At 59.2% G+C, this 25,639-nt stretch carries 24 protein-coding genes; 8 read left to right on the top strand and 16 right to left on the bottom strand.

All coding sequences use genetic code 11. The annotated features are described in order from the left end of the window. Positions 1-180: 180 nt before the first annotated feature. From BUC40_RS02825 to BUC40_RS23290, 7 genes are all read right to left on the bottom strand, one after another. The gene (locus BUC40_RS02825; RefSeq protein WP_073262391.1) at positions 181-636 is read right to left on the bottom strand and encodes a type IV pilin protein; all 456 of its coding nucleotides are present in this window, start codon (positions 634-636) and stop codon (positions 181-183) included. Then, positions 633-4,373: a pilus assembly protein gene (locus BUC40_RS02820; protein ID WP_073262389.1), complete on the bottom strand. Its 3,741-nt coding sequence runs from the start codon at positions 4,371-4,373 to the stop codon at positions 633-635. Before BUC40_RS02820 ends, BUC40_RS02825 begins: the two co-directional genes overlap by 4 nt. An 11-nt stretch (positions 4,374-4,384) precedes the next feature. Continuing rightward, the gene (locus BUC40_RS02815) at positions 4,385-5,029 is read right to left on the bottom strand and encodes a PilX N-terminal domain-containing pilus assembly protein (protein ID WP_073262387.1); all 645 of its coding nucleotides are present in this window, start codon (positions 5,027-5,029) and stop codon (positions 4,385-4,387) included. Next, positions 5,026-5,871, bottom strand: coding sequence for a PilW family protein (locus tag BUC40_RS02810; RefSeq protein ID WP_073262385.1), 846 nt, complete (start codon positions 5,869-5,871; stop codon positions 5,026-5,028). Before BUC40_RS02810 ends, BUC40_RS02815 begins: the two co-directional genes overlap by 4 nt. Next, the gene (gene pilV / locus BUC40_RS02805) at positions 5,868-6,434 is read right to left on the bottom strand and encodes a type IV pilus modification protein PilV (protein ID WP_073262383.1); all 567 of its coding nucleotides are present in this window, start codon (positions 6,432-6,434) and stop codon (positions 5,868-5,870) included. The genes BUC40_RS02810 and pilV overlap by 4 nt, the downstream gene beginning before the upstream one ends. A gap of 16 nt (positions 6,435-6,450) precedes the next feature. Next, complete coding sequence (locus BUC40_RS02800; protein ID WP_073262381.1) at positions 6,451-6,975, bottom strand: GspH/FimT family pseudopilin; 525 nt, start codon at positions 6,973-6,975, stop codon at positions 6,451-6,453. A gap of 102 nt (positions 6,976-7,077) precedes the next feature. Continuing rightward, the gene (locus BUC40_RS23290) at positions 7,078-7,569 is read right to left on the bottom strand and encodes a GspH/FimT family pseudopilin (protein ID WP_073262379.1); all 492 of its coding nucleotides are present in this window, start codon (positions 7,567-7,569) and stop codon (positions 7,078-7,080) included. Between the two features lie 110 nt (positions 7,570-7,679). Here BUC40_RS23290 and thiO point away from each other — a divergent pair, with 110 nt between their 5' ends. Continuing rightward, on the top strand, positions 7,680-8,777 hold the full coding sequence (gene thiO, locus BUC40_RS02790) for a glycine oxidase ThiO (protein WP_073262377.1): 1,098 nt from the start codon (positions 7,680-7,682) through the stop codon (positions 8,775-8,777). 69 nt (positions 8,778-8,846) lie between these two features. Here thiO and BUC40_RS02785 read toward each other — a convergent pair whose 3' ends face one another. From BUC40_RS02785 to BUC40_RS02770, 4 genes are all read right to left on the bottom strand, one after another. After that, entirely contained in the window at positions 8,847-10,184 is a 1,338-nt protein-coding gene (locus BUC40_RS02785) for a sigma-54-dependent transcriptional regulator (RefSeq protein ID WP_073262375.1), read from the bottom strand. 7 nt (positions 10,185-10,191) lie between these two features. Further along, on the bottom strand, positions 10,192-11,784 hold the full coding sequence (locus tag BUC40_RS02780) for a sensor histidine kinase (protein WP_073262373.1): 1,593 nt from the start codon (positions 11,782-11,784) through the stop codon (positions 10,192-10,194). After that, positions 11,774-12,016, bottom strand: a complete 243-nt coding sequence (locus BUC40_RS02775) for a PP0621 family protein (RefSeq protein ID WP_073262371.1) — start codon at positions 12,014-12,016, stop codon at positions 11,774-11,776. Before BUC40_RS02775 ends, BUC40_RS02780 begins: the two co-directional genes overlap by 11 nt. A 146-nt stretch (positions 12,017-12,162) precedes the next feature. Further along, complete coding sequence (locus tag BUC40_RS02770) at positions 12,163-13,155, bottom strand: outer membrane protein assembly factor BamD (RefSeq protein ID WP_073262369.1); 993 nt, start codon at positions 13,153-13,155, stop codon at positions 12,163-12,165. A 147-nt stretch (positions 13,156-13,302) separates the two neighbouring features. On the opposite strand from BUC40_RS02770, the gene rluD reads away from it, so the two are divergent. From rluD to clpB, 3 genes are all read left to right on the top strand, one after another. Continuing rightward, the gene (gene rluD, locus BUC40_RS02765) at positions 13,303-14,277 is read left to right on the top strand and encodes a 23S rRNA pseudouridine(1911/1915/1917) synthase RluD (RefSeq protein ID WP_073262367.1); all 975 of its coding nucleotides are present in this window, start codon (positions 13,303-13,305) and stop codon (positions 14,275-14,277) included. Beyond that, positions 14,274-15,014 carry a peptidoglycan editing factor PgeF gene (pgeF, locus tag BUC40_RS02760; protein ID WP_073262365.1) on the top strand — a complete coding sequence of 247 codons (741 nt, stop codon included), beginning with the start codon at positions 14,274-14,276 and terminating at the stop codon, positions 15,012-15,014. The genes rluD and pgeF overlap by 4 nt, the downstream gene beginning before the upstream one ends. 330 nt (positions 15,015-15,344) lie before the next feature. Then, positions 15,345-17,909 carry an ATP-dependent chaperone ClpB gene (gene clpB, locus BUC40_RS02755; RefSeq protein WP_073262363.1) on the top strand — a complete coding sequence of 855 codons (2,565 nt, stop codon included), beginning with the start codon at positions 15,345-15,347 and terminating at the stop codon, positions 17,907-17,909. A 165-nt stretch (positions 17,910-18,074) separates the two neighbouring features. On the opposite strand, the gene BUC40_RS02750 is transcribed toward clpB, so the two are convergent. Genes BUC40_RS02750 through BUC40_RS02735 form a run of 4 tightly spaced genes read right to left on the bottom strand, consistent with a single transcriptional unit; the run spans position 18,075 to position 21,522 of the window. Further along, on the bottom strand, positions 18,075-18,704 hold the full coding sequence (locus tag BUC40_RS02750) for an ABC-type transport auxiliary lipoprotein family protein (RefSeq protein WP_073262361.1): 630 nt from the start codon (positions 18,702-18,704) through the stop codon (positions 18,075-18,077). Continuing rightward, on the bottom strand, positions 18,701-19,618 hold the full coding sequence (locus BUC40_RS02745) for an MlaD family protein (protein WP_073262359.1): 918 nt from the start codon (positions 19,616-19,618) through the stop codon (positions 18,701-18,703). Before BUC40_RS02745 ends, BUC40_RS02750 begins: the two co-directional genes overlap by 4 nt. Then, positions 19,619-20,398: an ABC transporter ATP-binding protein gene (locus tag BUC40_RS02740; protein WP_073262357.1), complete on the bottom strand. Its 780-nt coding sequence runs from the start codon at positions 20,396-20,398 to the stop codon at positions 19,619-19,621. It lies immediately after the preceding gene. Beyond that, positions 20,395-21,522, bottom strand: a complete 1,128-nt coding sequence (locus BUC40_RS02735) for an MlaE family ABC transporter permease (protein ID WP_073262355.1) — start codon at positions 21,520-21,522, stop codon at positions 20,395-20,397. Before BUC40_RS02735 ends, BUC40_RS02740 begins: the two co-directional genes overlap by 4 nt. Positions 21,523-21,766: 244 nt before the next feature. Here BUC40_RS02735 and BUC40_RS02730 point away from each other — a divergent pair, with 244 nt between their 5' ends. Together BUC40_RS02730 and BUC40_RS02725 are read left to right on the top strand one after the other, a co-directional pair. Continuing rightward, positions 21,767-22,369, top strand: a complete 603-nt coding sequence (locus tag BUC40_RS02730; protein ID WP_073262353.1) for a nitroreductase family protein — start codon at positions 21,767-21,769, stop codon at positions 22,367-22,369. A gap of 115 nt (positions 22,370-22,484) precedes the next feature. Then, a complete protein-coding gene (locus BUC40_RS02725; protein WP_073262351.1) occupies positions 22,485-22,907 on the top strand; it encodes an HPF/RaiA family ribosome-associated protein in 423 nt (140 codons plus the stop codon). 112 nt (positions 22,908-23,019) lie between these two features. Here BUC40_RS02725 and BUC40_RS02720 read toward each other — a convergent pair whose 3' ends face one another. Beyond that, positions 23,020-23,535 carry a hypothetical protein gene (locus tag BUC40_RS02720; RefSeq protein ID WP_073262349.1) on the bottom strand — a complete coding sequence of 172 codons (516 nt, stop codon included), beginning with the start codon at positions 23,533-23,535 and terminating at the stop codon, positions 23,020-23,022. A gap of 417 nt (positions 23,536-23,952) precedes the next feature. Here BUC40_RS02720 and BUC40_RS02715 point away from each other — a divergent pair, with 417 nt between their 5' ends. Both BUC40_RS02715 and BUC40_RS02710 read left to right on the top strand, forming a co-directional pair. Then, complete coding sequence (locus BUC40_RS02715) at positions 23,953-25,116, top strand: iron-containing alcohol dehydrogenase (protein ID WP_073262347.1); 1,164 nt, start codon at positions 23,953-23,955, stop codon at positions 25,114-25,116. 80 nt (positions 25,117-25,196) lie between these two features. Continuing rightward, complete coding sequence (locus BUC40_RS02710; RefSeq protein WP_073262345.1) at positions 25,197-25,631, top strand: acyl-CoA thioesterase; 435 nt, start codon at positions 25,197-25,199, stop codon at positions 25,629-25,631. Positions 25,632-25,639: the final 8 nt, after the last annotated feature.

The raw sequence follows: 25,639 nt of genomic DNA, 5'->3' as shown, positions 1-25,639 counted from the left end.
CGCATCGAATGACAGGCGGAGATAGTAGCAGTAGTGGGGAGGATGTGGTTGAGGCACAAGTTAACGCAAGACCAAAATTGTACTCGCTGTAACTAGCTTAACGGGTACAGGGGCTAGCTAGCGTGCCGTCTAATCCCCTAGGAAAGAAATGCCCCAACGATTGCTGTTGGGGCTGTAGCACTAGCGCCAGCAGTCACTGACATTTGCACCTGAGGCTGTTGCCCCACGTTCGCCTTTGGCGTTAAGTGTGAGGTTGCCGCATTTGGTGTCGTTAAATTGCTGATTTGCAGTCAGGGTATAGCCTCCATCCGTGTTGACCTTGCTGACCGAGAACACATATTTACCGGTATTAGATTTATTATCTTTTAGGTACATGCCTAGCTTGCTGATATTGGCATCAGTGGTGATGTAGGCATTGTTCTGATTAAAGTAGCGCTCCTGTCGCGCTGCTGCATCATTTAGCAGGGCTTGGCCTTCGCTGCGGTTGCCTCTCTTCACATATTCGGCATAGCTCGGGTAAGCAATAGCTGCGAGTATGCCGATAATGGCAACTACAACCATCATTTCTATCAAGGTAAAGCCCGTTTGCTTCGAGTTGAATGTTTCTGATGGCGCGAGGCCGCTAGAACGATTCATTCCTGCTCCTCCGTGCGGCGCCAGCTTTGGCGTCCAATGCTGCTCGGGTCTGGGTAGATATTGATGGATGATTGGCCTGTAGAGTACTGGTAACGGCCATCTGAGTTTTGCGATACGGTACCACCGCCTTCGCCATCCTGTCGGACTGCGGAAACAATTGAGGTGCCAACATCTGTAGTCGGTGTGTAGTCAAACGCCTTCTGTGTTGTTCTGCCACCTGAGTAGGGGTTGATGGCATAGGTCCAGTTACCGGCACCGTCGCCGCACGGGTCGTCATTCGGCACCAAGGATTGGAAGAAAACCGTGCGGCCCAATTGCGACATATTTTCTACCACCATTTCGCCATCTGCCTGCACCAGGTTCAGATACCAACCATTTTGTGCTGATTGCGTGACACCGGAGGCGTTGGTGGTTGGCTGCCAGCGAACCGTGTTGTTACTGATCACTCGTCCCCTGGCGGTACTGCCATCGGCCGAAACGGTGGTGGTTGTTTCGATGCTCTGAGCTTGCAAGCTTGAGCGCAAAATATTGGGGTTGCTTGCTGTTTCACCGAGCGTCTGTTTGTCCCAGATACCATAAACGCTCTGGGGCATGCTCTTGTCGCCCGCTTTGTCAGCAGTGTCGAAGAATCGGCCGGTGCCGAAGATCACCAGATAACCGGTGCCGGTTGGATGGGTCACCAGGCTCGGAGCGGAGGTAATGGCTTGGCGCTGTGTGCCAGCATTGTCCGCTGTGGCCTTAAACAGCGGGCTACCACCAAAACCTACCTTAAAGGCACTGGCAGGAACATTATTAGTAACCTTGAATGGGTTGTCCGCATCTTGAGTTGCACGCAGTAGGTCGAAGCGCCACATGTTGCCCTGTAGGTCGCCAGCATAGGCGTAATCAGCCGTGCCGTCGGCATTGAAGTCGCCTAGCTTGGGCGTTGAGAGGCCGTTGGCGACACCGTTCGTACCCTGTACTTCCAAACTTCTCAGTAGAGTGCCATCAACAGCATCGAGGATAAAAAGCGCGGCTTTACCATTGGTATTGTTGGCGCTTTCGTAACCGTTGCCGAATACCACGGCCCATTTTCCCGTGTGCAAACGAGCAATGGTCGGCTGGGAAAAGCTATAACCCATCTTCACTGCGTTGGCGGCGGTAATGCTGTTCTCGTCGAACTGCCAAAGGAGTTTTTCTTGTCCAGGCAAGGTGATGTCCAGGGCAAAGATGGACTTGCCTCCTGCCTTGAGTGTGCCAACCAGAATAGTGCGCCACGCGCTGCCATCATAGATATCAGCAACCACAGGCGAGCCATCTACGTAGAACTCATGGCTATAGTTGCTGCCAGTAAGCTTGTTGAGCTTCGGAAAGACTGCAGATGGGATAAACGCAAATTCTTCGACGCCCGTATTCGCGTTGAAACCATGCAGCATACCGTCATTGCCGCCTACGTAAATGCGTGGGGAGCGGGTGGAAATCCTACCTTTAAACGTGGTGTAAGCGTTATTACCCTCCAGACGATTGGTGAACTGCTCCAAGTAGCGGGGAGTATTCAGCACCACCGCGGGTGTCGATGAGTAGAAGTCACCCAGCACGCCGCTGCGCTGCCGGTAAGTGGTGCCTTCTCCCGCGCGGTCGCCGCTTAGATAGCTTACTCGCGCCGAACCTTTTGTATCGGCAGTATTGGCATTTTCTGGGTCGCGGTTCAGGTAGGTGAGCAGTGTAACGCCCGAGTAGCTGGTCAACGCCGCGTTGGGCCCCGTGAACTTTGCAAGACCTGTATTGCCTGACCCAGCTATATAGATATTGCGAGTGCCAGGTATCATGGCCTTGGCGCTCCAGACTTCCTTGGTTTCCATCTTGTTAGTTGTAGCATTCCAGCTTTTCTCAAAGCGTTTGACATCGCCCGACCAGTTGTCATCGCTGGCATAGGAGGTTTGATAAGAAACCGTCTTGACCGTGCCGTTATTATTCTCGTCAACACTAACCTGACCTGAGTTAATTGCTGGACGGGCTGCAGTCGATTTACGGTCGGCGATGCGCGAAAGAATATCTGTAAAGGCCTGCACCATAGCCTCTGGGCTGTCCACGCTGAAGAACTCTCCGCGGGAGTTGATCGCGGCGTGCCACAGGTCATAAACGTTAGCATCGGTTGCACTTGGACCTGCTGCCGGCCAAGATGCGGTACCGGCCTTCAGGGCATTATAGCCAGCTCCAGTGAAGGTACTACCGGCCCAGGGTATACTTGTCTGATTCAGTGATTGAGTCAGACCCAGCCCCATCATGAAGTTAGTCATGTGTTGCCAAGTGGCTGGATCGTTGCGTGCATCCCAGTAGTCTGTAGTCGCATCGCCACTCTTAAAGGGCGTGTAGGCTTTCAGAGTGTTACTCAGGTTGGGGTTCAGGTCGGTCGCCCAATAATGCATGGCTAAATCTGCCAGGGTGTTGGCCGTAGCATCGTAGTAAGGCGCTCGACGCACGAAAGGTGTGTTATCCGGAAGGGTGAACGTGTCAGCATCGTGTCGGAAGCCACTAGGCGAGGTGGCTGCAGTGTTCCAGACACCATCCGTCATCATGATGTGATAGCTGGGACGACAGGCGTAGGTATTCTGGGTTGTGTTGCCCGTGCCATTGGGAAAAGCCTGCCAGGCTGTAGTGGTCTGGTAGAAATCACCAGCTCGTCTCATGGCTGTGGGCAGTGGGGTACCTGAGTCAAATGTCATGGTTCGTAACCAGTTATATAACTGGCCTTTGTGTGCCGGGTTGTAGGCCTTGAAAGCATTGTTGCCGCAGTCAGTATCCGAGCCAGTGAAAGTTGTGCAGCGATTGAGCCCTTGCCAGCTCAGGCGCACGGATGGAGACACGTCATAGAACGCCAAGGCTGCTGCGGAAATGGTTGCAAGGGCACGATTTCGGTAGAAGGAATACCAGTTGGCGAAATTCTGCTGTTCTGCGCTTCCAACAAATTTCAGAACGTAACACGTGTCATTAGCGGTGCTGCAGCCAGTGGCGACGTTTGAATCGTATACATAATAATAGGCGGGAACACTACTTTGACTGAGTGTGGCCGTCGAGTTATTCCCATTGCGGCTGCATGAGGCCGTTATATTTGAAAAAATTCCAGTATAACTTGCGGTGGCGGTGCAGCCACCCGAAGTTCGAGTAATTCTGAACTGGATTCCACCTGGTGTCGTTGATGTGGCTGTAACGTTATTGGAAGATATCGAGGCAGTAGCCTGGAAATCGCTGGCCGGATTCTCGCCTAAGCGAAATACGATGCCCGTTCCGGTGTAATTGGTTGAGGTTGTGTAAGAATAATCAGCGGGTTTACTGGTTATTGGGACATCCCACCCGACCCTATAATTGGCTCCGCTGAGATCGACTGAGCCGACGTTGGTATTGAATCCGTTATGCCAAGCCTGTGCAAAAGTTGTCGTCAGTTGTTGTTCGACGCCCGCTGTTGTGAAAACGGTAGGTGCTTTATAAGTCGCGCGGGGATTGTAGTAGAGCGGATTATAGGCGCTTGATTTTGCGCGTCGCGTCGCAGAGGTGCCGCTAATGCTGTCCGGTGCAAACGCAAAACGCATACTTCCTGAGTCGTCGAGCGTCAGGAGCATATTTGGCGGAACGCCGATGGTCAGGCTAACAGGGCTTTGTGAGACTGCGGCGTAACTACTGGCGCCATGCAGCAGTGCAGCACCGAAAGCTGCATAAGAAAGCACCTTGACGCAGGAGGTAAATTGTAGGGTTTTCATTATGCAGGCTCTCAATTGTTCAGGCCCAGATAGATATTGGCGTGCGTCGACTGCAGGTAAACCTGATCATCCGCCTTGGCATTGTTTAGGTAGTAATAAGTGCCTTGGCCTTCGAGCTGCATTCCGTATTCGGCATTGATTGCCGCGTTGCCTACGGTGATCGCGCGCGTGCTATTCCAGTAAGTTGTTTTATTGTTGCTAGATTCTCTATTTCCTGCAGTCGTTTGGTTGGCTGCATCTATTCCGCGATAGGGCATCCACAAAAGGCTGTTTGTGGATTCACTTTTAAGAAATGCTGCTTCTATTGATCTGGGTTTTTCGACAAAATTGAGGAGGCTGTCATCTTTAATAGAAAGCAAGCAAGGTTTATTGAGTCCATTGGTTTTCAACGTGTTGGTAAGCGCACAATTAGCGGCGTTCCCTTCCAACTTGTCAGCCAGGTTAGCCGGACCGTAATAACGAAATTCGGCCTCGCGCAGGGATGCGTCAGCCGCGCTTTGTTGTTGGGTATCGTGAGATTTGTTGGCGGTAATGCGGCTTTCCAAGGTAGTGGCACGCATGCTACCAACCGCCAGTAAGGTCAGTACCAGCAACATGACGAGGGCGATCATCAGGACGGCGCCGCCCTGAGTATGGCGACTAGAGAGAGCACTCATGGCATTAGGTTCCTGACTGTCTGGGTATTGCTTACTACCTGATAGATGCGTTTGTTATCAGCGTTTTGCAGGCGTGTTTTAGTGGCAGCAGGTGCCAGTGCCAGCCAGTCGGTCAGCACTTTTGAGTCGTCACTGTCACGCTGGGCTGTACGGCTGGCGAGCAGTAACGAGTAGCGCACGCTGCGGATCGCGCCTGTGTTTGCTGTCCAGTCTTTCTGAGCCACGTAGGACGTTACTTCTTTTGATAGCACGTCGGTGCTACCAATGCCGAAGTCCAGACGCATGTCGGCGATGCCCGTTAGCTGCTCGGTGAACTGCGGAGCACTGACATTGAGGCTTTTGCACAGTAATTTGCCATTCTGCAACTCGCCTGATGCACCTGCTTCATATTTGAAGGCTAGTACGATCAGGCTGCTTGAGGCGACATCTGGGAAGGCTTTAGCATAGGTAGTGGTGCTGGCAATGCCCTGGCAGTCCAATTCCGCGCTCACTTGTGGTTGATAACGCACGCAGAAGCCGATGCCTTCTGCGGGGTCTAGCCCGGTTACCGACGCGCCCGCAGCAAAAGCCAGGCAGCCGCCCGAAGCTGTCCGTACAGGAAAGGCCTCCTCCAGAAGTTTAGACGGCGTACGGCGGTAGCCCGCTTTGCTCAGGTATTGCTCGAATATCAATGAGGCGAACCGACCGCTGTCCAGGTTGCCGGTTTGGCTTTGCTGGAAAAGATAGTGGCGCTGGTTATCGATGTAAACCTGAGTGATGCCCAGGATCAGAAAGCTACTGATAGCCAAGGCAATCATCAGTTCGACCAATGAGAGGCCAGCCTGGTGTTTGGTTAGGTTCATGGCTGCACTCGCACGGTGTAGGTACAAACAGTGGAGGTATTATCGCTATCGGCAGCATCAAGGCAGGCGCCTTCACGAACTTGCCAGGCTAGGCGAATTTCGATCATCGAGCCTTGGTTGTTGCAATTACCCGCGCTGCTACTGCGGCAAATGTAGGTGTCGCTCACGAACACGCTAGAACCGCCCGGCAGCAGTGCTTTGGCTCTGCTGGCCCAGCAGTCGCGCTGTTCTTTGGCGCTTTTCGCGACGACCGTGCTGCTAGCGATACAGTCGGCGCTATTGGAAAGATCCTGGCCCTTGGTTTTATAAAATATCGAGTTGGATGTGAGCCCGCTATTCATGGGTGCTGCGGGCGCGGTATTGCTAAAAGTCTCTTTTGGGTAGGCACGAATAATTTCGACCAGTTCATTGGCCAGATCTACCGCCACGTTGCGCTGCACCGAGTCCTGTGCGTACTGCACGCTACGGCCCTGTAGAGCAACCATGCCCAGTACTCCGACCGTAGTTAGCAGCAGTGCGACCAGCACTTCGATCAGGCTGAAGCCTTTGCTGTCTCTATTCATCGCCATTCCCCAGGCATTACTTGCATTCAGTCATATTGGTCGAAGTTCCTTTCTGGCCTCTTGGCCACGTCCTGATGTTGCCGCTTGAGTTGACGTCAATCGTGAAGCCGTTGGCGAAATCGTCACTCTTACAGGTGACCAACTGAGCAGTTGTTCCCGTGCCGTTGTACCGAAAAGAGATTGCATCAATAGAGGCCGTTACCTTTAGCGTTTCAGGTATGTCGAGCTTACGAAGGGGATCTTCGTTGGAGTCGTCACATTTCCTTTTGACCGACCAGCTATCACGGCCGTTATTGGTTTCCTTGCAAGCTTTGAGGAAGGTTCGCTGTTCGACGGCCGTGCTTCGGGTGTACTGCAGCAACGAGATCAGCTCATTGTTGAGTGACTGAGTACGGCTTTTGTTGATGAGTTCTGTGAAGCTCGGCACGGCAATGGCAGCGAAGACGCCGAGCAACGTGACGACAATCATCAGTTCAATCAAGGTAAAGCCGCGCTGTGCGCGCAAACACGCCGAGAGGTGGTTGTCTGAGGGGCTTGGCATGGTTGTCCAGTCTGAATGCAGGAGGGCTAGAGAATCGTGACGGCTTATCTGGCGCCTGTCTTCTGGCCGTGGATGATCGGTTCTGATGCGCGGATGACTGGTCTAGCAGCAGCTCGAGTTGTGACTAGTGCCCAGTTTTAAACGGCCCTGGCGATTAAGGACTAGCTGCCAGTGAGGGCCGTTCGCGTTACAGATAGAGAACGTGCCGTTGCTGATCCAGCTCGTCCCGTTGGGGTGGAAGCGGATGCTGTCACTTGCGAAACCCGCCCAGCACAAGTTCTCAGTAGGCGCCAGTTGTTGGCGAAGAATCTCTGGGCTATCGCCTACTGTGGTGATCAGCCAATAGCTGCCCCATTCGCCGTCGCAGTTTTCCCCGTCGCTAGAGCCACATAGCTGATGAGGGCGTCCGAGAGTGATGGCATTGGTGCGTGTTTGTTGAATGTGGCTGGCGAGTAGATCGCGCGATGACTGCAGGCGTTTGGTCTCTAGGAATTGCGTGAATGAGGGCGCTGCCAGGCTGATCAAGATGGCTAATATGCCCATTGTGATCAGTAACTCTACAAGACTGAAAGCCTTCTGATGATCTCTATTCATGATGCAATTCCCTATGCGCGTATGATTGACGGCCTTCCTGGCCTGCCTTTTCTGTTTAGACCCTGAGGTGTCGCTGTCAAGGCTTGCCGTTCTCGCAACTGGGGTGAGCTGTGCGTGCGGATGTGATCGTGGTGGGTGGTGGTGTTATCGGGTTGTTGTCGGCCTATCAGCTGGCGATGGCGGGCAGGAACGTCATGTTGCTGGATCGCGGCTCTGTTGGCTTGGAAGCGTCGTGGGCTGGGGGCGGGATCGTGTCGCCGCTTTATCCCTGGCGCTATAGCCATGCGGTGACGGCGCTGGCGCACTGGTCACAGGATTACTACCCAGGCCTTGGCGAGCGGCTGCTGGCGGATACTGGCGTCGATCCCGAGGTGCATGTCACGGGGCTGTATTGGCTGGATCTGGATGACCAGGTCGAAGCGCTGGCCTGGGCGCAGCGAGAGAGACGACCACTGTATAAGGTGCCTGTCGAGTCCGCCTATGCCCAGGTTCCTTTGCTGGGTGACGGGTTCGAGCGCGCCATTTATATGCCTGGCGTAGCCAATGTGCGTAACCCGCGACTGGTCAAAGCGCTGCGAGCTGCCCTACAGCATTTGCCGAACGTCGCGCTGCGTGAGCACAGCCCAGTTTTACAGTTCGTGCGCGATGGCGCCCGTATCGCCGGGGTGCATATTGCCGAAGGTGAGTTGTTGGCCGAGCAGGTTGTGGTCGCTGCGGGCGCCTGGAGCGGGGAGCTATTGCAGAGCCTGGAAATGAGTCTGCCTGTTGAGCCGGTCAAGGGGCAGATGATTCTGTTCAAGTGCGCCGAGGATTTTCTGCCCAGCATGGTGCTGGCCGGCGGGCGTTACGCGATTCCGCGGCGTGACGGACATATTCTGGTGGGCAGCACGCTGGAGCATGCTGGGTTCGACAAGACGCCAACTGATGAGGCACTCACCAGTTTGCGTGCTTCTGCTGAAACGTTGCTGCCGGCGTTACGCGACGCCGAGGTGGTGGGGCACTGGGCTGGATTGCGACCAGGCTCGCCCGAGGGCATTCCCTTTATCGGTGAGGTGCCCGGGCATCCGGGCTTGTGGCTGAACTGCGGGCATTACCGCAACGGTTTGGTGCTGGCGCCTGCATCTTGTCAGTTGTTGGCGGATTTGATGCTTGGGCGGGAGCCGATTATCGATCCTGCGCCTTACTCACCAGTGGGGCGCTTGCAGTAAGGAGCGACCTGCTTTGTTGGCAGGTCGCAATAACCTGGGTATCGCTTCGCTCAACCGCAGGCTACGGTCTCAGTCGATGCCTAGTTTCTTCAGTCGATAGCGCATCGAGCGGAAGCTCAGGCCCAGGCGTTGTGCTGCCGCTGTGCGGTTCCAGCGGGTTTCCTCTAGCGCCTGCATGATCAGTTTGCGCTCGACGTCTTCGAGGTAATCCTCGATGTTGTCGATTTGCGCCAGGCTGGCATCGCCATTTTCGCCGCCAGGAGACGCATCGGCCAGGCGCAGGTCGTTAGCACAGATTACGTCGCCTTCGCACAGCGTGTAGGCACGTTCCAGCATGTTCTCCAGCTCGCGGACGTTGCCGGGGAAGCGATAGCTCTTGAGCTTTTCCAGCGCCGGGCCGTCGAGTTTGACCGGCGGCAGGCCGATACCTTCGTTGAGGCGCTTGAGCATCACGTCGGCCAGCAAGGGAATGTCTTCGCGGCGTTCGCGCAGCGGTGGTACACGCAACTCGATGACGTTGAGGCGGTAGTAGAGATCCTGGCGAAAGCGCCCGGCTGCCACTTCGGCGGCGAGATCCTTGTGGGTAGCGCAGAGGATGCGGGTGTCGACCACCACCTCCTGCTGGCCGCCGACGCTGCGAATGGCTTTCTCCTGGATGGCGCGCAGCAGCTTGACCTGCATGGTCAGCGGCAGGTCCGCCACTTCATCGAGAAATAGGCTACCGCCGTTGGCGGCCTGGAACAGGCCTTGTTTGTCTTCGACAGCGCCAGTGAAGCTGCCTTTCTTGTGGCCGAAAAATTCGCTTTCCATCAGCTCCGAGGGAATGGCACCACAGTTGACCGGTACGAAGGCGCGCTCGCGGCGCGGGCCCTGCTCGTGGATCAGCCGGGCCACCAATTCCTTGCCGCTGCCGGATTCGCCACTGATATAGACTGGTGCCTGGCTGCGCGCGAGTTTCTGGATCTGCCCGCGCAGAGCGCGCATGGGCGGTGATTCTCCCAGTAGTCGGCTAGCGCCTGGTGCTTCTTCATCGTCAGTGCTGCGAAGGCGCAGAGCCGTATCGACCAGCTCGCGTAAGCGGCCCAGGTCGACGGGTTTGGTCAGAAAGTCGAAGGCGCCGGCTTTGAGGGCATTGATCGCGGTATCCATGCTGCCGAACGCGGTGATCATCGCCACGGGCGTTTGTGGGTAGCGTTGCTGGATGTGCTGCACGACGTCGAGCCCGGTGCCATCAGGCATACGCATATCGGTCAGGCACAGATCAAACGGCTCTTTGGCCAGCCACTCGCGTGCTTCCTTGACGTTGCGCGCGCTGCGCGTGTCGAGCTTCATGCGCCCGAGGGTGATCTCCAATAGCTCGCGGATATCGGGTTCGTCGTCGACGATCAGGGCTCTCTGGCGGTTCATCGGTCGTTCAGCTCATTTTCCGCGGATGCGCGAAGGTGATACGGAAGCAGGCGCCGCCGCCTTCGCGTGATTGATAGTGAAGATGAGCCTGGTTGCTTTCGCAAAGCTCACGGGAAATATACAGGCCCAGGCCGGTGCCTTTGTTCTCCGTGGTGTAGAAAGGCTCGAAGATGTGATGCAGTTGGTCTGCTGGCACGCCTTCACCGTCATCAAGCACTTCGAGCACCGGCAAATCGCTGCGCGGATCGCGGAACAGCTTCAGCCAGACCTGGCCTTGCGGGTTGAGCTTGGCGCTGTGGCGCAGGCCGTTCTGCACCAGGTTGGTGATGACCTGGTTGAGCTGGTTGGGGTCCATGCGCGTCTGGATGCTGCTGCCTTCGATGGCCAAATGCAGCACCTTTGATGCTGGCGCGGTGCTGCGAAACTCCGCGGCAAAGCGGTGCAGCCAGTACTTGAGATCCAGTAGTTGAGGCTCGGCCTGACGGCGGCGCGAGAGCTGCAGCACGTTTTCGATGATCAGGTTCATGCGCCGCGAGTGATCTTGGATGATCTGCGCGAGACGCAGATCCGGCCCCTGTAGGTCTTCGGACTCTTGCAGCAACTGTGCTGCGTGGCTGATAGCGCCTAGCGGGTTGCGAATCTCGTGAGCGATACCGGCGGTCAAGCGGCCGAGGGCGACCAGCTTGAGTTGCTGCGCCTGCTGGGCGATCTGCGAGATATCGTCGAGCAAAATCAGGATATGCCGTTGGCCGCCGCGCTGCAGGGGGATAAAGCTGGGCTGCAGGGTCGGGCCGTCATCAAGCGTTTGCAGGCTGGCGGGGCGCATGCTGCTGTTCTCATGCCAGTGCTGCAGGCGTTTGACCAGCTCGGTGCAGTGCGGGTCGAGAATCTTGCCAGCCAGGTTCTGCTGGTCCAGTAAGCCGAGTGCTGACTGGTTGGCCAGCAGCACGCGGCGCTGCTCGTCGACTACTAGAATGCCGGTGCGCATGCGCTGCAGGATCAGGTTGTTCAGCGTTTCCAAGTCGGCTACATCAGCCGCGCGCTGTTCGGCGAGGCTTTCGCTGGCCTGCAGGCGGCGAGTCACCCCTTGAACGAACAACGCCGCGGCGAAGCACAGCGCACCCAGCGCGCCGACCTGTACGTATTGGGCGCTGACCTGTGGGTGCCTGAGGCTCAGGTAGAAAGTCAGGTAGATCATGCCGATCGCCGCAGCGGCAGCGATCAATACGCCGAAACGACCACGCAGCAGGATATTGGAGATCGCCACGGATACGATCAGCAGGTTGCCGATCCCGCTCGGCGTGCCGCCGCCAGCGTAGAACAGTGCCGAGAGCAGCATCACGTCGCCAAGCGCAACGGCGAATACCGGCAGCAGGCGATTGGGTGTGTGGAGGGTCAGCGCGACCAGGATGTTGAGCGTCAGGTAGACCCAGCTGGCGCCGCGAAACAGCGGCACGTGGGCCAGCTCGAGCAACTCGGAGTCGAGGTTGGCCGACACCAGGAGCACCAACACCACGCCGATGACCAGGCGGTAGAGGTGGTAAAGCCGGAAAATACGGTGCCCTTGTGGGCCCCGTACGGCGAGGGCGCTATTGGGCACCGGGCTTGGGACCTTGTTCCAAGTGGGCCCGGCTGCAGTACCAGCGCTGCGCCAGTTGTATGGCGTGCTGTTGCGGTGTGTGCACGCCGCAGTGGGCGCAACGCACCATGGGCGCCGGGCTGTCTACAGGCGGTGCTGCCTGGCGCTGGCGCGTTGCACCGACATAGCGGCGCCATACCCAGATGGCTGCAAAGATGATGGCAATCCAGAACAGTAGGCGGAACAGGCCCATGGCGCTCTCTTCGTGTCGGAGGATGGGGCAGTGTAGCTAAGGACGCCTTGGGCGGACAGTTACCCGGTCAGCGTTTTCACTGGGCCAAAACGCAGGATGCCAGTCGGTTGACTGGCATCGTTGGTGGGGCAGCTTATGATCTTGGCTTAGTCGAACAGGCCGAAGGTCATGTAGCTGAGCCAGGAGCGCTTGGGCGCTTGAGGTTCTTCTTTCTCGGTTGCCGATTTCAGCTCCGACGGAATCTGGTCGGCAGCTTCTTCGTACTGACGAATCACGTCCTGGCTGGCCTGGGTCTGGCTTGGAGGTGGCGGCGCGTCGCTTTCGATCAGGCCGAGAGTGGCCTTGGCCAGCCAGGAGCGCTCATCGGCGGCTTCTTCACGCGGTACGAATTCACCGTTTTCCAGGCTTGGGTGATCTGGGTAGTTGAGCTTCAGGGTTTCCAGGCTGGTGGCAGCCAGATCATCGAGGGTCAGGCGCTGGTAGGCCTCGACCATCACGGCCAGGCCGTCACCGACCGATGGGGTTTCCTGAAAGTTTTCCACCACGTAGCGGCCGCGGTTGGCTGCAGCGACATAGGCGTGGCGAGTCAGGTAGTAGTGGGCTACGTGAATTTCGTAGGCCGCCAGCAGGTTGCGCAGGTAAATCATGCGCTGCTTGGCATCAGGCGCATAGCGGCTGTTCGGGTAGCGGCTGGTGAGCTGGGCGAACTCGTTGTAGGAGTCGCGGGCGGCGCCCGGGTCACGCTTGGTCATGTCCAGCGGCAGGAAGCGCGCGACAATGCCACGATCCTGGTCGAACGACGCCAGACCCTTGAGGTAGTAGGCGTAGTCGACGTTCGGATGCTGCGGGTGCAGGCGAATGAAACGCTCGGCGGCGGAGCGTGCAGCTTCCGGCTCGGCGTTCTTGTAGTTGGCGTAGATCAGCTCGAGCTGGGACTGTTCGGCATAGCGACCGAACGGGTAACGAGACTCCAGCGCCTTGAGCTTGGTCACGGCGCTGGTGTAGCTGCCGTTGTCCAGGTCTTGCTGAGCCTGCTGGTAAAGTTCTGTCTCGCTGAGGTTTTCGTCCACAACTTCCTTGGAAGAACAGGCGGCGGTGAGTGCGAGGATGGCGATCAGCAGCAGGTGTTTCACTGGCATGGCGGCTTGCGTCCCTGGGACGGCGGCTGTCTTGGGCAGGGCCGTCCTGTTATGATGAGCGCCCCCGGTACCCCTGGGGCAAAGACGCCGTATTTAACCACAAGCGTGTAGCCGAAACCAAAGGCTATGCCCCCGCCGTTGCCGAGCATGTCATCTATTAATAAGCAGGCCATTGAGTTAACCGCCGAGGTGCCCGCCGATTTGGGCGGTCAACGCCTCGACCAAGTCGCCGCCCAGCTGTTCGCCGAGCACTCGCGCTCGCGCCTTTCCGGCTGGATCAAGGAAGGTAATCTGACCGTTGACGGTCAGGTGCTGCGCCCCCGTGACATCGTTCACGGTGGCTCTGTGCTAGCCCTTTCCGCCGAGCAGGAGGCCCAGGGTGAGTGGATTGCCCAGGACATCGAGCTCAACATCGTCTACGAAGACGAGCAGATTCTGGTGATCGACAAGCCTGCCGGGCTGGTCGTGCATCCGGCTGCCGGGCATGCCGATGGCACCTTGCTCAACGCGCTGCTGCACCACGTGCCGGACATCGTCAACGTGCCGCGTGCCGGTATCGTGCATCGCCTCGACAAAGACACCACCGGCCTGATGGTGGTCGCCAAGACTATCGAAGCGCAGACCCGCCTGGTCGATCAACTGCAGAAGCGCACCGTCAGCCGCATTTACGAGTGCATCGTTATCGGTGTGATTACCTCGGGCGGCAAGATCAACGCGCCGATTGGCCGCAGTTCTTCCCAGCGCCAGCGCATGGCGGTCACTGACGGCGGCAAGCCGGCGGTCAGCCATTACCGTGTGCTTGAGCGTTTCCGGTCGCACACTCACAGTCGGGTCAAACTGGAAACCGGGCGTACGCACCAGATTCGTGTGCACATGAGCCACATCGGTTATCCGCTGGTCGGTGATCCGGTGTACGCCGGGCGCTTTCGGATTCCGCCAGCGGCCAGCCAGACCATGGTGCAGAGCCTCAAGGAATTTCCGCGCCAGGCTCTTCACGCGCGCTTCCTCGAACTGGATCACCCGATCACCGGCGAGCGCATGAAGTGGCAGTCGCCATTGCCCGATGACTTCGTCTGGTTGCTGACGCTGCTGCGTCAGGACCGCGAGGCGTTCATCGGATGAGTGACAAGGCTCATGACTGGCTGACGCCACACTGGCCCGCTCCTGAGTGGGTGCGCACCTGCGTGACCACCCGCGCTGGCGGCGTGAGTGTGGCGCCTTACGACAGTTTCAACCTGGCCGCCCATGTCGAGGATGACCCGGTTGCGGTGGCCAAGAACCGTCAGCGGCTGCTCAGTCAGCTCGGTTGTCGGCCGGCCTGGCTGCAGCAGGTGCATGGCATTGCCGTTGCGCATGCCGATCCGGAAGTTGTCGTCGAAGCCGATGCCAGCTGGACGGCCACGCCAGGCATCGCCGCGACGGTGATGACCGCTGATTGTTTGCCTGTGCTGTTTTGCGACCGTGCCGGTACCCGCGTCGCTGCCGCTCACGCCGGCTGGCGTGGGCTGGCCAATGGCGTGCTTGAAGCCACATTGGATGCGCTGGCCGTTGAGCCAGACGACACCCTTGTTTGGCTAGGCCCTGCAATCGGCCCGCAAGCATTCGAGGTTGGCGCCGAGGTGCGTGAGGCGTTCGTCAGCCAGCATGCCCAGGCCGCTGGCGCCTTCATGCCGAGTGAAAACGCTGGGCGCTTTATGGCCGATATCTACCAACTGGCGCGCACCCGTCTCGCCGCACGCGGCATCACCGCGGTGTATGGCGGCGGCTTCTGCACAGTCAGCGATTCGCGCTTCTACTCCTATCGCCGTTCGGCCCAGACCGGCCGCTTCGCTTCGCTGATCTGGTTGGCGGATCGCTAATCACTGGCGATCATCAACGCTCGTGTAGGAGCTGCGCCCTCGCAGCGAATGGTGTGAGCGGCATTTGTGTTGCGCAATGGCCGCCATCGCATCGCGCCGAGGTCGACGCTCCTACAAACCTGCAATGCAATTGCTCAGACCGTAGCCTGGCGTTGAGCGCAGCGATACCCAGGGCTGTTCTGCCTCCTAATCAGGCAACCCCTGATTCTTATCAAAACCTCTGCGCTTGAAACCCGCACAATCGGCCTCATCTATGCTCCATCTCGGCAGGTTTTAACGTCAGGCGCATGCATCGCGCCGGCCTGCCTTTAAAGAAGGAAGGATGACGCCATGCGAATCGACCGTTTAACCAGCAAGCTGCAACTTGCCCTTTCCGACGCCCAGTCCCTGGCCGTCGGCCACGACCATTCCGCCATCGAGCCGCTGCACCTGATGCTGGCGCTGCTCGACCAGCAGGGCGGCTCCATTCGCCCGCTGCTGATGCAGGTGGGCTTTGATGTGAACGGCCTGCGCCAGGCACTGAGCAAAGAGCTCGATCAGCTGGGCAAGATCCAGAACCCAACCGGCGATGTGAGCCTGTCCCAGGATCTGGCGCGTCTGCTCAACCAGGCTGATCGTCTGTCGCAGCAGAAGGGCGATCAATTCATCTCCAGCGAACTGGTGCTGCTCGCCGCCATGGACGAGAACACCAAACTGGGCAAGCTCCTGCTCGCCCAGGGTGTGAGCCGCAAGGCGCTGGAAAACGCGGTTAACAACCTGCGTGGCGGCGATGCGGTCAACGACCCAAACATCGAAGAGTCCCGCCAGGCGCTCGACAAGTACACCGTCGACCTGACCAAGCGTGCCGAAGAGGGCAAGCTTGATCCGGTGATCGGCCGTGACGACGAAATCCGCCGCACCATTCAGGTGCTGCAACGCCGTACCAAGAACAACCCGGTATTGATCGGCGAGCCTGGTGTGGGCAAGACGGCCATCGCCGAGGGCCTGGCCCAGCGCATCATCAACGGCGAAGTTCCAGACGGCTTGAAAGACAAGCGCCTGCTGTCGCTGGACATGGGCGCGCTGATCGCTGGCGCCAAATTCCGCGGTGAGTTCGAGGAACGCCTCAAGGCGGTGCTCAACGAGCTCTCGAAGCAGGAAGGCCGGGTGATCCTGTTCATCGACGAGCTGCACACCATGGTCGGCGCCGGCAAAGCCGAGGGCGCGATGGACGCGGGCAACATGCTCAAGCCGTCCCTGGCTCGTGGCGAGCTGCATTGCGTGGGCGCCACTACGCTGAACGAGTACCGCCAGTTCATCGAGAAGGACGCCGCCCTGGAGCGTCGCTTCCAGAAGGTGCTGGTCGACGAGCCGAGCGAGGAAGACACCATCGCCATCCTGCGTGGCCTCAAGGAGCGTTATGAGGTGCACCACAAGGTGGCCATCACTGACGGTGCGATCATCGCGGCGGCCAAACTCAGCCATCGTTACATCACCGACCGCCAGCTACCCGACAAGGCCATCGACCTGATCGACGAAGCCGCCAGCCGCATCCGTATGGAAATCGACTCCAAGCCAGAGGTGCTCGACCGGCTGGATCGGCGACTGATTCAGCTCAAGGTGGAAGCCCAGGCGCTGAGGAAGGAAGAGGACGAGGCCGCCAAGAAGCGTTTCATCAAGCTGCAGGAAGACATCGCCAAGCTCGAGAAGGAATATTCCGACCTCGAAGAAATCTGGAAGTCGGAGAAAGCCGAAGTCCAGGGCTCGGCACAGATTCAGCAGAAGATCGAACAGTCGCGCACCGAGCTCGAAGCGGCGCGCCGTAAGGGCGACCTCAATCGTATGGCCGAACTGCAGTACGGGATCATCCCCGATCTGGAGCGCAGCCTGCAGATGGTCGACCAGCACGGCAAGACCGAGAATCAGCTGCTGCGCAGCAAGGTGACTGAGGAAGAAATCGCCGAAGTCGTTTCCAAGTGGACCGGTATCCCGGTGTCGAAAATGCTCGAAGGCGAGCGCGACAAACTGTTGAAGATGGAAGGCCTGCTGCACCAGCGCGTCATTGGTCAGGATGAAGCCGTGGTGGCGGTGGCCAACGCTGTGCGCCGCTCGCGTGCCGGGCTGGCGGATCCGAACCGGCCAAGTGGCTCGTTCCTGTTCCTCGGCCCGACCGGCGTCGGCAAGACCGAGCTTTGCAAGGCGCTGGCCGAGTTCCTCTTCGATACCGAAGACGCGTTGGTGCGCATCGATATGTCCGAGTTCATGGAGAAGCACTCCGTCGCTCGCTTGATCGGCGCGCCGCCCGGCTATGTCGGTTACGAGGAGGGCGGTTACCTGACCGAGGCGGTGCGTCGCAAGCCTTACTCCGTCGTGTTGATGGACGAGGTTGAGAAGGCCCACCCGGACGTATTCAACGTGCTGCTGCAAGTGCTCGAAGATGGTCGCCTGACCGACAGCCACGGCCGCACCGTAGACTTCAAGAACACGGTTATCGTGATGACCTCCAACCTGGGCTCGGCGCAGATCCAGGAGCTGGTCGGTGATCGTGAAGCACAGCGTGCGGCGGTGATGGACGCGGTGGGTAACCACTTCCCGCCGGAGTTCGTGAACCGTATCGACGAGGTGGTGGTGTTCGAGCCGCTGGCGCGTGAGCAGATAGCCGGTATCGCCCGCATCCAGCTCTGTCGCCTGCTGCAGCGTCTGGCCGAGCGCGAGCTGAGCCTGGAACTGTCCGATGAGGCCATGGACAAGCTGATCGCCGTTGGTTACGACCCGGTATACGGCGCACGGCCATTGAAACGCGCCATTCAACGCTGGATCGAGAACCCGCTGGCACAGATGATCCTGGCCGGCAAATTCAACCCCGGCAGCACGGTGACCGGTAAGGTCGAGGGCGACGAAATCGTCTTTGCCTGACAGGCTACAGCAGCAAACAAACGGCCGGAGTGAGCGATCACACCGGCCGTTTTTATTATGCAACGATAACTGTCATCGACCTGTGGGAACGGGCCATGCGCGCGAAAATCACGGGCATGGCCCGTTCCCACAGGAGCCAGCTTTAATGCTCGCTACCAACAGTTTTCAGGGCTTGCTGCTATCCGGCGCATTACGCCGTCCTTGCTCCACTACCCAATCCATCAGCTGCCGCGAGAGTTGGTCATTGGCTGTACCGAATGTCTTCACGACCGATTCCACGGCGGTATCGCCAGCGAGCTGGCGTACCTCGAAGCGCCGGCTGGCAAGGATGCGCTGGTTGCCGGCTTGCACCAGGCGGGCATCGAGCAGGATATGCACCTCTGGCCGCCCGTTGCGGTACTCGCTCTGGAAGGCACGTAGATCGCTGCTCAGTTCCAGGTCGGCCTGCAGGCGGCTGTCGTCGCTGCTGACGGCGCCGATCCGGCCGTCATCGAGAAAGGCGCCGATCAGCCGATCACGAAACAGCGCCGGCGCGCGATCGCTCCAGCGCGCGCCCTGGTAAGCGCTGATCATGTCGCCTTCCGGCAGCACGGCAATGCGTGGGCTGTCGAGCAGTTGGCTGCTCTGCGGCCTGTTGACCCGCAGCGACCAGCTTTCCCGTGGGGCATCGGTTGCACGCACCGGCAGATTGCTCGGCAGCAGGTAGACGTTCAGCGCCTCACCCGAGGGCAGAATCGAGCAGGCGCCGAGCAGGCCGGTCAGCAGCAGGGCGCCAGCGGTGGCGAGTACTTTCATGGCTGGAACTCCTTGATGCTGTCGCTGCGCAGCAGATAGCCGGCGGGGTCTTCCTCAAGGCGCCGCGAGAACGAGCGCAACGAGCCGAGAGTGTCACGCAGCTCGTTGATCGCCGGGCCCAGCTCGCCGATGCCTTGCATGCCGCCGTCGAGGGCTGCGCGGTTGTCCTGCAGCAATTGCTCGATGTTGCTGCTGGTGCGCTCCAGCGAGGTGACCAGACGCTCGGCGCTATCGAGGGTGTTCTGCGCCGGGCCAGTGAACAGCCCGTTGGCATTTTTCATCAGGGCAGACGCTTCGCGGCCGGCAGCGCTCATTTGGGTCAGCGCTTCGCGCAGCTCCTCGCGTTGTTCGGAAACGCTGGCGGTAATCTGTTCGAGGTTGCGCAAGGTCTTGGCGATGTTCTGGGTGTTCTCGCGGGAGAACATGGCGTTGGCGCGATCGAGCAGGCGCGTGACGCTGACCATCAGATCCTCGCCATTGGCCATCAGCCGTGACAGCGGCGAGCGGTCGGCGATGATGATCGGCGTACCGCCATTCTTGGCTACCAACGCCGGACTTTCCGGTGAGCCGCCGTGCAGCTGGATCACCGCGCCGCCGGTGATATTGGTGATGGTCAGGCGGGCGCGGGTGTCCTCCTTGATCGGTGCGTTGCCGGTAATGCGGATGTTCGCGTGGACCTTGCGCGGGTCCTGCGGGTCGAGGGTCAGGCTGGTCACGTCGCCGACGCGAATGCCGCTGTACTGCACGGCGCTGCCCTGGGACAGGCCGTTGACCGCCTCGGTGAAGATCACCTCGTAGTAGTTGAACTGCTTGTCGGCGCTGGTTTTCCCCAGCCACAGAGCGAACACCAGAATGGCGCTGACGATCGCCACCGTGAACATGCCGATCAATACGTGATGGGCGCGTGGTTCCATTCAACTAATCCTCGCTGAAGCTTCTTCGGCTGCGCGTCCGCGCGGGCCGTGAAAGTAGTCGTGTATCCATGCATCGTCGGTGGCGGCGACCACGTTCAGTGTGTCGGCCACTAGCACCCGTTTTTGCGACAGCACCGCCACGCGGTCGCACAAGGTGTAAAGCGTATCCAGGTCGTGAGTGACCAGAAAAACGCTGAGCCCCAGCGCGTCGCGCAGGGTACGGATCAACTGATCGAAAGCCGCTGCGCCGATAGGGTCGAGGCCCGCCGTCGGCTCATCGAGAAACAGGATGTCCGGTTCCAGCGCCAAAGCCCGGGCCAGCGCGGCGCGCTTGACCATGCCGCCGGACAGCTCGGTCGGGTACTTGGCACAAGCGTGGGCCGGCAGGCCGACCAGCGCCACCTTGGATGCGGCCAGGCGCTCGGCCTGGGCGCGCGTGAGGCCGGCATGCTCAATCAGCGGCAGGGCGATGTTCTCCAGCACGGTGAGCGACGAGAACAGCGCGCCGCGCTGGTAGAGCACGCCGAAGCGTCGTTCCAATTCGGAGCGCCGCTGGGGAGGCAGGGTCAGCAGGTCTTCGCCGAATACCCGCACCGTACCGGCATTGGGCTGACGCAGGCCGACGATAGTGCGCAGCAGCACCGACTTGCCGGTGCCCGAGCCACCCACCACGCCGAGTACTTCGCCGCGGTACAAATCCAGATCCAGGTGCTGATGCACCACCTGCGGGCCGAACTGGTTGGTCAGGTCGCGGACCTGAATGATCGCTTCGCCACTCACCAGCCCATCTCCATCAAGAACAGTGCGGCCACGGCATCGACCACGATGACCACGAAGATCGACTGCACCACGCTCGAGGTGGTGCGCTCGCCTACCGACTGGGCGCTGCCGGTGACCTTGAAACCTTCCAGGCAACCAATCACCGCGATCAGAAAGGCGAAGATCGGCGCCTTGAGCATGCCCACCAAAAAGTTATTGATCGGGATGTTTTGCTGCACCAGGTTGATAAACATCGTCGGTGAGATATCCAACGTCAGCATGCACACCATGGCGCCGCCGAGCATGCCGCAGACCATGGCGATAAAGGTCAGCAGCGGCAGGGCGATCAGCATGGCGAACACCCGCGGCAGCACCAGCAGCTCCATGGGGTTGAGGCCCAGCGTGCGGATCGCGTCGATTTCCTCGTTGGCTTTCATCGAGCCAATCTGCGCGGTAAAGGCGCTGGCGGTTCGGCCGGCCATGAGAATGGCAGTGAGCAGCACGCCGAATTCACGCAGGAAGGAAAACGCCACCAGGTCGACCGTGTAGATGGTCGCGCCGAAATCTCTGAGGATAGTGGCGCCGAGAAAGGCCACCACGGCGCCTACCAAGAAGGTCAGCAGGGCGACGATGGGCACAGCATTGAGGCCGATCTGTTCGAGGTGCGAGGCCAGCGATGTCAGCCGCCAGCGGCGCGGGTTGAGCAGAATCAGCAGCATGGTGCTGAGCGTTAGACCCACGAAACCCAGCAGGCCGACCGCCTTGTGCCAGACGCCTTCGACCACCTCACCGATATGCCCGAAGAACTCGCGATACGTTGAGCGCGCCGGGTGCGCAGGTGGCTGATCCTGCTGCATGGCTGTGGCGACGGTGTGCAGCAGAGCGCGGCGTTCGGTACTGAGCTGGGCGGTTGGAAGCAACTGGAGTAGGCGTTCTGCGCCGAGTAATTCTACCAGCAGGCTCGCGCCGGCGGTGTCCAGCGCGTTCAGCGCGCTGATATCCGGCTCTGCATCATCCGCCAGGTCGCGCCTGACAGCATCCACCTGAGCCAGCAGCGCGCCGTAATGGGCGAGCGTCCAGTCGCCTCCGAGCTTCAGTGCATCGGCTTTAGCTGCGGGTGGAAGGATGTAGGGCGATTGGCTCATGGTCGACAGCTTAACGCTCGAGGCTTTCCGGGGGACAGTCGTTAATAAGCCGCAGGGGCATTGCGCGCACCGTACTTTGGCATGCCTGCACGAGCGCCCTGGCGGCTTTGATGTACGACTGGCTGCGCCAGGCGCGGTTCGAATAAATCGTTACAGGCGATGAATCCAATCGGAATGCTCAAGTGGCGTCATCGCGCCGGCGCGCCTAGCATGGGCGGGTTTTCCATTTCTGTTGGAGTTTGCCATGCATATCGACGAAGCCATCCGCAGCCGCCGCGCCGTCAAGGTCTATGACGCGGGTTTCACCCTCAGCAGCGAGGAGAAGAATGAACTGCTGCAACTGGCGCTGTTCGCGCCGACGGCCTTCAACCTGCAGCATGTGCGCCTGGTGGAAGTCAGCGATCCGGCCTTGCGTCAGCAGATCCGCGAAGTTGGTTGGGGCCAGGCGCAGATGACCGACGCTTCGATGCTGGTGGTGGTCTGCGCGCAGGTCGACAGCTGGGAGAAGAACGTAAGTCGTGTATGGGAAGGTGCGCCAGTTGAGGTGCAGCAGTTCATGGGCGGCGCCATCGACAATTACTACCGCGACAAGCCGCAGGTGCAGCGCGACGAAACCATGCGCAGCTGTGGTTTGGTGGCGCAAACGCTAATGCTGGCCGCGCGTGGCAAGGGTCTGGATTCCTGCCCCATGGACGGCTTTGATTTCGATGCCGTGGCCAAGCTGATCAACCTGCCGGACAACCACGTGATCGGCCTGATGGTTGCCGTCGGCAAGAAAGCTGTTGATGCCAAGCCGCGGATTGGCAAGCTGCCGTTCGACGAAGTGGTGATCCGCGACCGCTTCTGATCGGCCTTCCGTTGTGTGCCCCGGCTGCGTATGGTGGCAGCAGGGGCATTGAGCAGGAACCTAGTCTGTATCTGCTGCCTCCAAGCTTTCAGACCCGTCAGAAGCGAGGAATACCATGCAAGTTCACGTGAACAGCAACCATATCGAAGGCAGCGCGCGACTCCAGGAATGGGTCGGCGCATCGGTGGCGGATCGACTGGATCGCTACGAGGAATTTCTGTCGCGGGTAGAAGTGCATATCAGTGACGAGAACGCCGGAAAGGGCGGTGCAGACGACAAGCGCTGCCAGATCGAGGCTCGCCCAAAAGGGCATCAGCCGCTGTCGGTGACCCACAAGGCCGAGTCGTTGGAGCAGGCTATCGAAGGTGCCGCCGAGAAAATGCGCCACGCCTTGGAGCATCTGGTCGGTAAGCTGGAAAGCAAGGCGGTGGGTACCGGGCATTTGGAGCAATCACTGCATGAGGGCGAGTCGGAAAACCCCGATGCGCTGTTGCAGGAAGAATTTCTCGAGCGCCAGGAAGCACTCGAAAAGGACTGATCGTTAAATGGTGCTCATCTGGCTTGCAGGTGAGCGCTAGCTCAGTACCAAAGCGCACCTATAAACGAATCGGGTCCTGTGTAACGGCGTTACACAGGACCCGATTCGTTTGTCAGGCGACGAGGCTGCGGCTGATGAAGTCTGGCGACTCTGTTTGGCGATACGTGGAAATCGCCTCGGCAGCCAGACGCGGGTTGAGCTGAGCAGCGTTGCTCGCCGGCAACGTGTTATCTGTCTGCACGCGCTGCCTGGCCAGGCTTTCGGGCGACAACGGATTGAGTGCCTCCAGTCGTTGTTCCTGCAGGGCCTCAAGGCGCTGCTCGCGTAGTTGCTCGTCGAGCGCCTGGGCCGCCTGCTGGCGATCAAGGCGCAGCTGCAGAGCCCGCTCTTGTTGCTGCTCCTGCTGAGCGACTCGCTCTTCACGTGCTTGCTCGCGTGCCTCGCGCAGCTCCTCTTGGCGCTCCTGATCGAGCTGCCGACGCTCCAAAAGTTGCTGCTGAGCATCATTTAGCCGTTGGGCGGTGGGCTGCACCCGATCCAGCGCATTGGTTTGCAATGAGTTACCGACAGTGCCAACCGGCCGGTAGCTGTACTGACCTACATTCATGCCGTCGATAGAAAGGGGCATGAGTCACCTCCGTCTTTCACTTCGATGGTTTGAGTCTAAAACGTGCTGCGCACCGGCTTTAGGCGGATATGTCATAACCACAAGAACTGGATGGACTAGCACTTTTCTGAGCAATCAATGTCGTGCATTTGCATTGATCCTCTCAGTAACTCGTGAAACCTGCATGGATACTGGCTTGCGTTGCTTCGGGCCACGAGGCCGAGAAAAGCTGTGCACAGGCCGTGGGCGTTTTCGCGGCATGCGGTACTCCGTGATTAAACGACGAACGGCCTTTGCCGGGATGCATTTCCGGGCAGATGTGGGTTCTCGGCCTACTATGAACAAAGGCCTTGCCGGGATGCAGTACTGCGAGCACGACACAGGGGCATGGCCTTCAGGTGTGCGGATTCCCGCGCAAAACATGAAGAGGAAAGCGTCATGCAGCCATTCAGTTTCGCTACAGCCGCCCATCTCATTTGCGAACCCGGTGCCGTGCAGCGGTTATTGCCGCTTTGCAAAGCGTGGAGCGCGCGCTCCGTGGTAGTGATAACCGATGCGGGCGTAGCCCGGCTGGGCATTTTCGATGAGCTGCGTGCGGCCTTCGCTGGTAGCGAAGTGGCGCTGCACGTCTTCGACGATGTAAAGACCGGAGCGCCTGAAAACGTGGTGACGGATGCCGCCCAGTTCGCCAAAAATGTGCAGGCGAATCTGGTCGTCGGCTTCGGCGGTGGCAGCTCGCTGGATGTGGCCAAGCTGGTTGCGCAGTTGGCTCATCCGGATTGCCGACAGTCGTTGAGTGATCTGTATGGCATCGACAAGGCCGTAGGCCAGCGCCTGCCACTTATTCAGGTACCCACTACGGCTGGTAGCGGCTCCGAAGTGACCCCCATAGCCGTGGTCACCACGAAGCATGCTACGCGGGTCGCTGTGGTGTCGGCGCGACTGCTGCCAGACCTGGCACTGCTCGATGCCGAGCTCACCCTGCAACTGCCGGCGCCGATTACCGCCGCCTGTGGCATGTTGGCCATGGGGCACGCGGTCGAGGCCTATACCGGCGCACGGCGCAAGAATCCGCTGTCCGATATGCTCGCCCGTGAAGCCTTACGGCTGCTGGGCGCCAATCTGGATGAGGCGGTGCATAACGGCGGCAATCTTGAGGCGCGTCAGGCTATGCTGCTGGGCGCTTGTCTCGCTGGCCAGGCCTACGCCAACGCGCCACTGGCAGCCGTGCATGCGCTGGCCTATCCGCTCTGTGGGCATTGTCAGGTACCACATGGGGTAAGTGCGGCGGTGTTGCTGCCCCATGTGCTGGGGTTCAATGCCTCGGTTGCCGCGCCACTCTACGAAGAGCTGGCGCCGCTGTTGCTCGGCGAGCGCCTGCGTGGCGGGGATGCGACTGATCACACCGAGCAGTTCATCATCGAGCTGGCGGATCTTAGTGAGCGCAGTGGTTTGCCGGTACGTTTGCGTGATGTGGGGGTGGATCAGGCGTTACTGCCACGTCTGGCAACGGACGCCATGTTGCATGAGCGACTGCTGGCCAATAACCCACGTGCAATGACTCAGGCTCATGCGCTGGCTATTTATCAGGTCGCCTATTGATAGGTGGCGATAGCGTGAGTTGCCACTGACAGCTGAGGCCGGCACCATGCCGGCTTGGCTTTTTTGCAAGGTGTCGATTCATGGAACAGCCGCAGCATCTGCGCGAGCACTACCGGCATTTTCAGCCGGTCACCACCCGCTGGCATGACAACGACCTGTATGGGCACGTCAACAACGTTACCTATTACAGCTATTTCGACACTGCCGTGAACAGCTACCTTATCGAGGCGGGCGGCCTGGATATCCATCGCGGTGAAGTCGTAGGCTTTGTGGTCAGCTCCAGTTGCGACTACTTCGAATCGATCGCCTTTCCCGAACGCATCGAAGTCGGCCTGCGTGTCGGCAAGTTGGGTAACAGCTCGGTGCAGTACGAGTTGGCAGTGTTTCGTGAAGGGGAGTCGCAAGCCTGTGCGGCAGGGCGTTTCGTGCATGTTTTCGTGGATCGCCAGAGCAACCAGCCTGTGACGATTCCACAGTTATTACGCCAGGCAATGGAGTCGTTACTGCCAGCCTGAACGAACAA

The sequence above is a fragment of the Phytopseudomonas punonensis genome, assembly GCF_900142655.1.
In the GTDB taxonomy this organism is placed as follows: Bacteria; Pseudomonadota; Gammaproteobacteria; order Pseudomonadales; family Pseudomonadaceae; genus Aquipseudomonas; species Aquipseudomonas punonensis.
This window is presented reverse-complemented; position numbering and strand designations above follow the sequence as displayed.

Bases quoted from the DNA above. Each gene is read 5' to 3' on its own strand.
- BUC40_RS02815 (WP_073262387.1), bottom strand. From the start codon at position 5,029: ATGAGTGCTCTCTCTAGTCGCCATACTCAGGGCGGCGCCGTCCTGATG.
- BUC40_RS02785 (WP_073262375.1), bottom strand. From the start codon at position 10,184: ATGAACCGCCAGAGAGCCCTGATCGTCGACGACGAACCCGATATCCGC.
- BUC40_RS02745 (WP_073262359.1), bottom strand. From the start codon at position 19,618: ATGGAACCACGCGCCCATCACGTATTGATCGGCATGTTCACGGTGGCG.
- BUC40_RS23290 (WP_073262379.1), bottom strand. From the start codon at position 7,569: ATGAATAGAGATCATCAGAAGGCTTTCAGTCTTGTAGAGTTACTGATC.
- BUC40_RS02725 (WP_073262351.1), top strand. From the start codon at position 22,485: ATGCAAGTTCACGTGAACAGCAACCATATCGAAGGCAGCGCGCGACTC.
- BUC40_RS02800 (WP_073262381.1), bottom strand. From the start codon at position 6,975: ATGCCAAGCCCCTCAGACAACCACCTCTCGGCGTGTTTGCGCGCACAG.
- pilV (WP_073262383.1), bottom strand. From the start codon at position 6,434: ATGAATAGAGACAGCAAAGGCTTCAGCCTGATCGAAGTGCTGGTCGCA.
- BUC40_RS02775 (WP_073262371.1), bottom strand. From the start codon at position 12,016: ATGGGCCTGTTCCGCCTACTGTTCTGGATTGCCATCATCTTTGCAGCC.
- BUC40_RS02750 (WP_073262361.1), bottom strand. From the start codon at position 18,704: ATGAAAGTACTCGCCACCGCTGGCGCCCTGCTGCTGACCGGCCTGCTC.
- BUC40_RS02720 (WP_073262349.1), bottom strand. From the start codon at position 23,535: ATGCCCCTTTCTATCGACGGCATGAATGTAGGTCAGTACAGCTACCGG.
- BUC40_RS02715 (WP_073262347.1), top strand. From the start codon at position 23,953: ATGCAGCCATTCAGTTTCGCTACAGCCGCCCATCTCATTTGCGAACCC.
- BUC40_RS02810 (WP_073262385.1), bottom strand. From the start codon at position 5,871: ATGAACCTAACCAAACACCAGGCTGGCCTCTCATTGGTCGAACTGATG.
- pgeF (WP_073262365.1), top strand. From the start codon at position 14,274: ATGAGTGACAAGGCTCATGACTGGCTGACGCCACACTGGCCCGCTCCT.
- BUC40_RS02710 (WP_073262345.1), top strand. From the start codon at position 25,197: ATGGAACAGCCGCAGCATCTGCGCGAGCACTACCGGCATTTTCAGCCG.
- BUC40_RS02735 (WP_073262355.1), bottom strand. From the start codon at position 21,522: ATGAGCCAATCGCCCTACATCCTTCCACCCGCAGCTAAAGCCGATGCA.
- BUC40_RS02770 (WP_073262369.1), bottom strand. From the start codon at position 13,155: ATGCCAGTGAAACACCTGCTGCTGATCGCCATCCTCGCACTCACCGCC.
- BUC40_RS02825 (WP_073262391.1), bottom strand. From the start codon at position 636: ATGAATCGTTCTAGCGGCCTCGCGCCATCAGAAACATTCAACTCGAAG.
- BUC40_RS02820 (WP_073262389.1), bottom strand. From the start codon at position 4,373: ATGAAAACCCTACAATTTACCTCCTGCGTCAAGGTGCTTTCTTATGCA.
- clpB (WP_073262363.1), top strand. From the start codon at position 15,345: ATGCGAATCGACCGTTTAACCAGCAAGCTGCAACTTGCCCTTTCCGAC.
- BUC40_RS02730 (WP_073262353.1), top strand. From the start codon at position 21,767: ATGCATATCGACGAAGCCATCCGCAGCCGCCGCGCCGTCAAGGTCTAT.
- rluD (WP_073262367.1), top strand. From the start codon at position 13,303: ATGTCATCTATTAATAAGCAGGCCATTGAGTTAACCGCCGAGGTGCCC.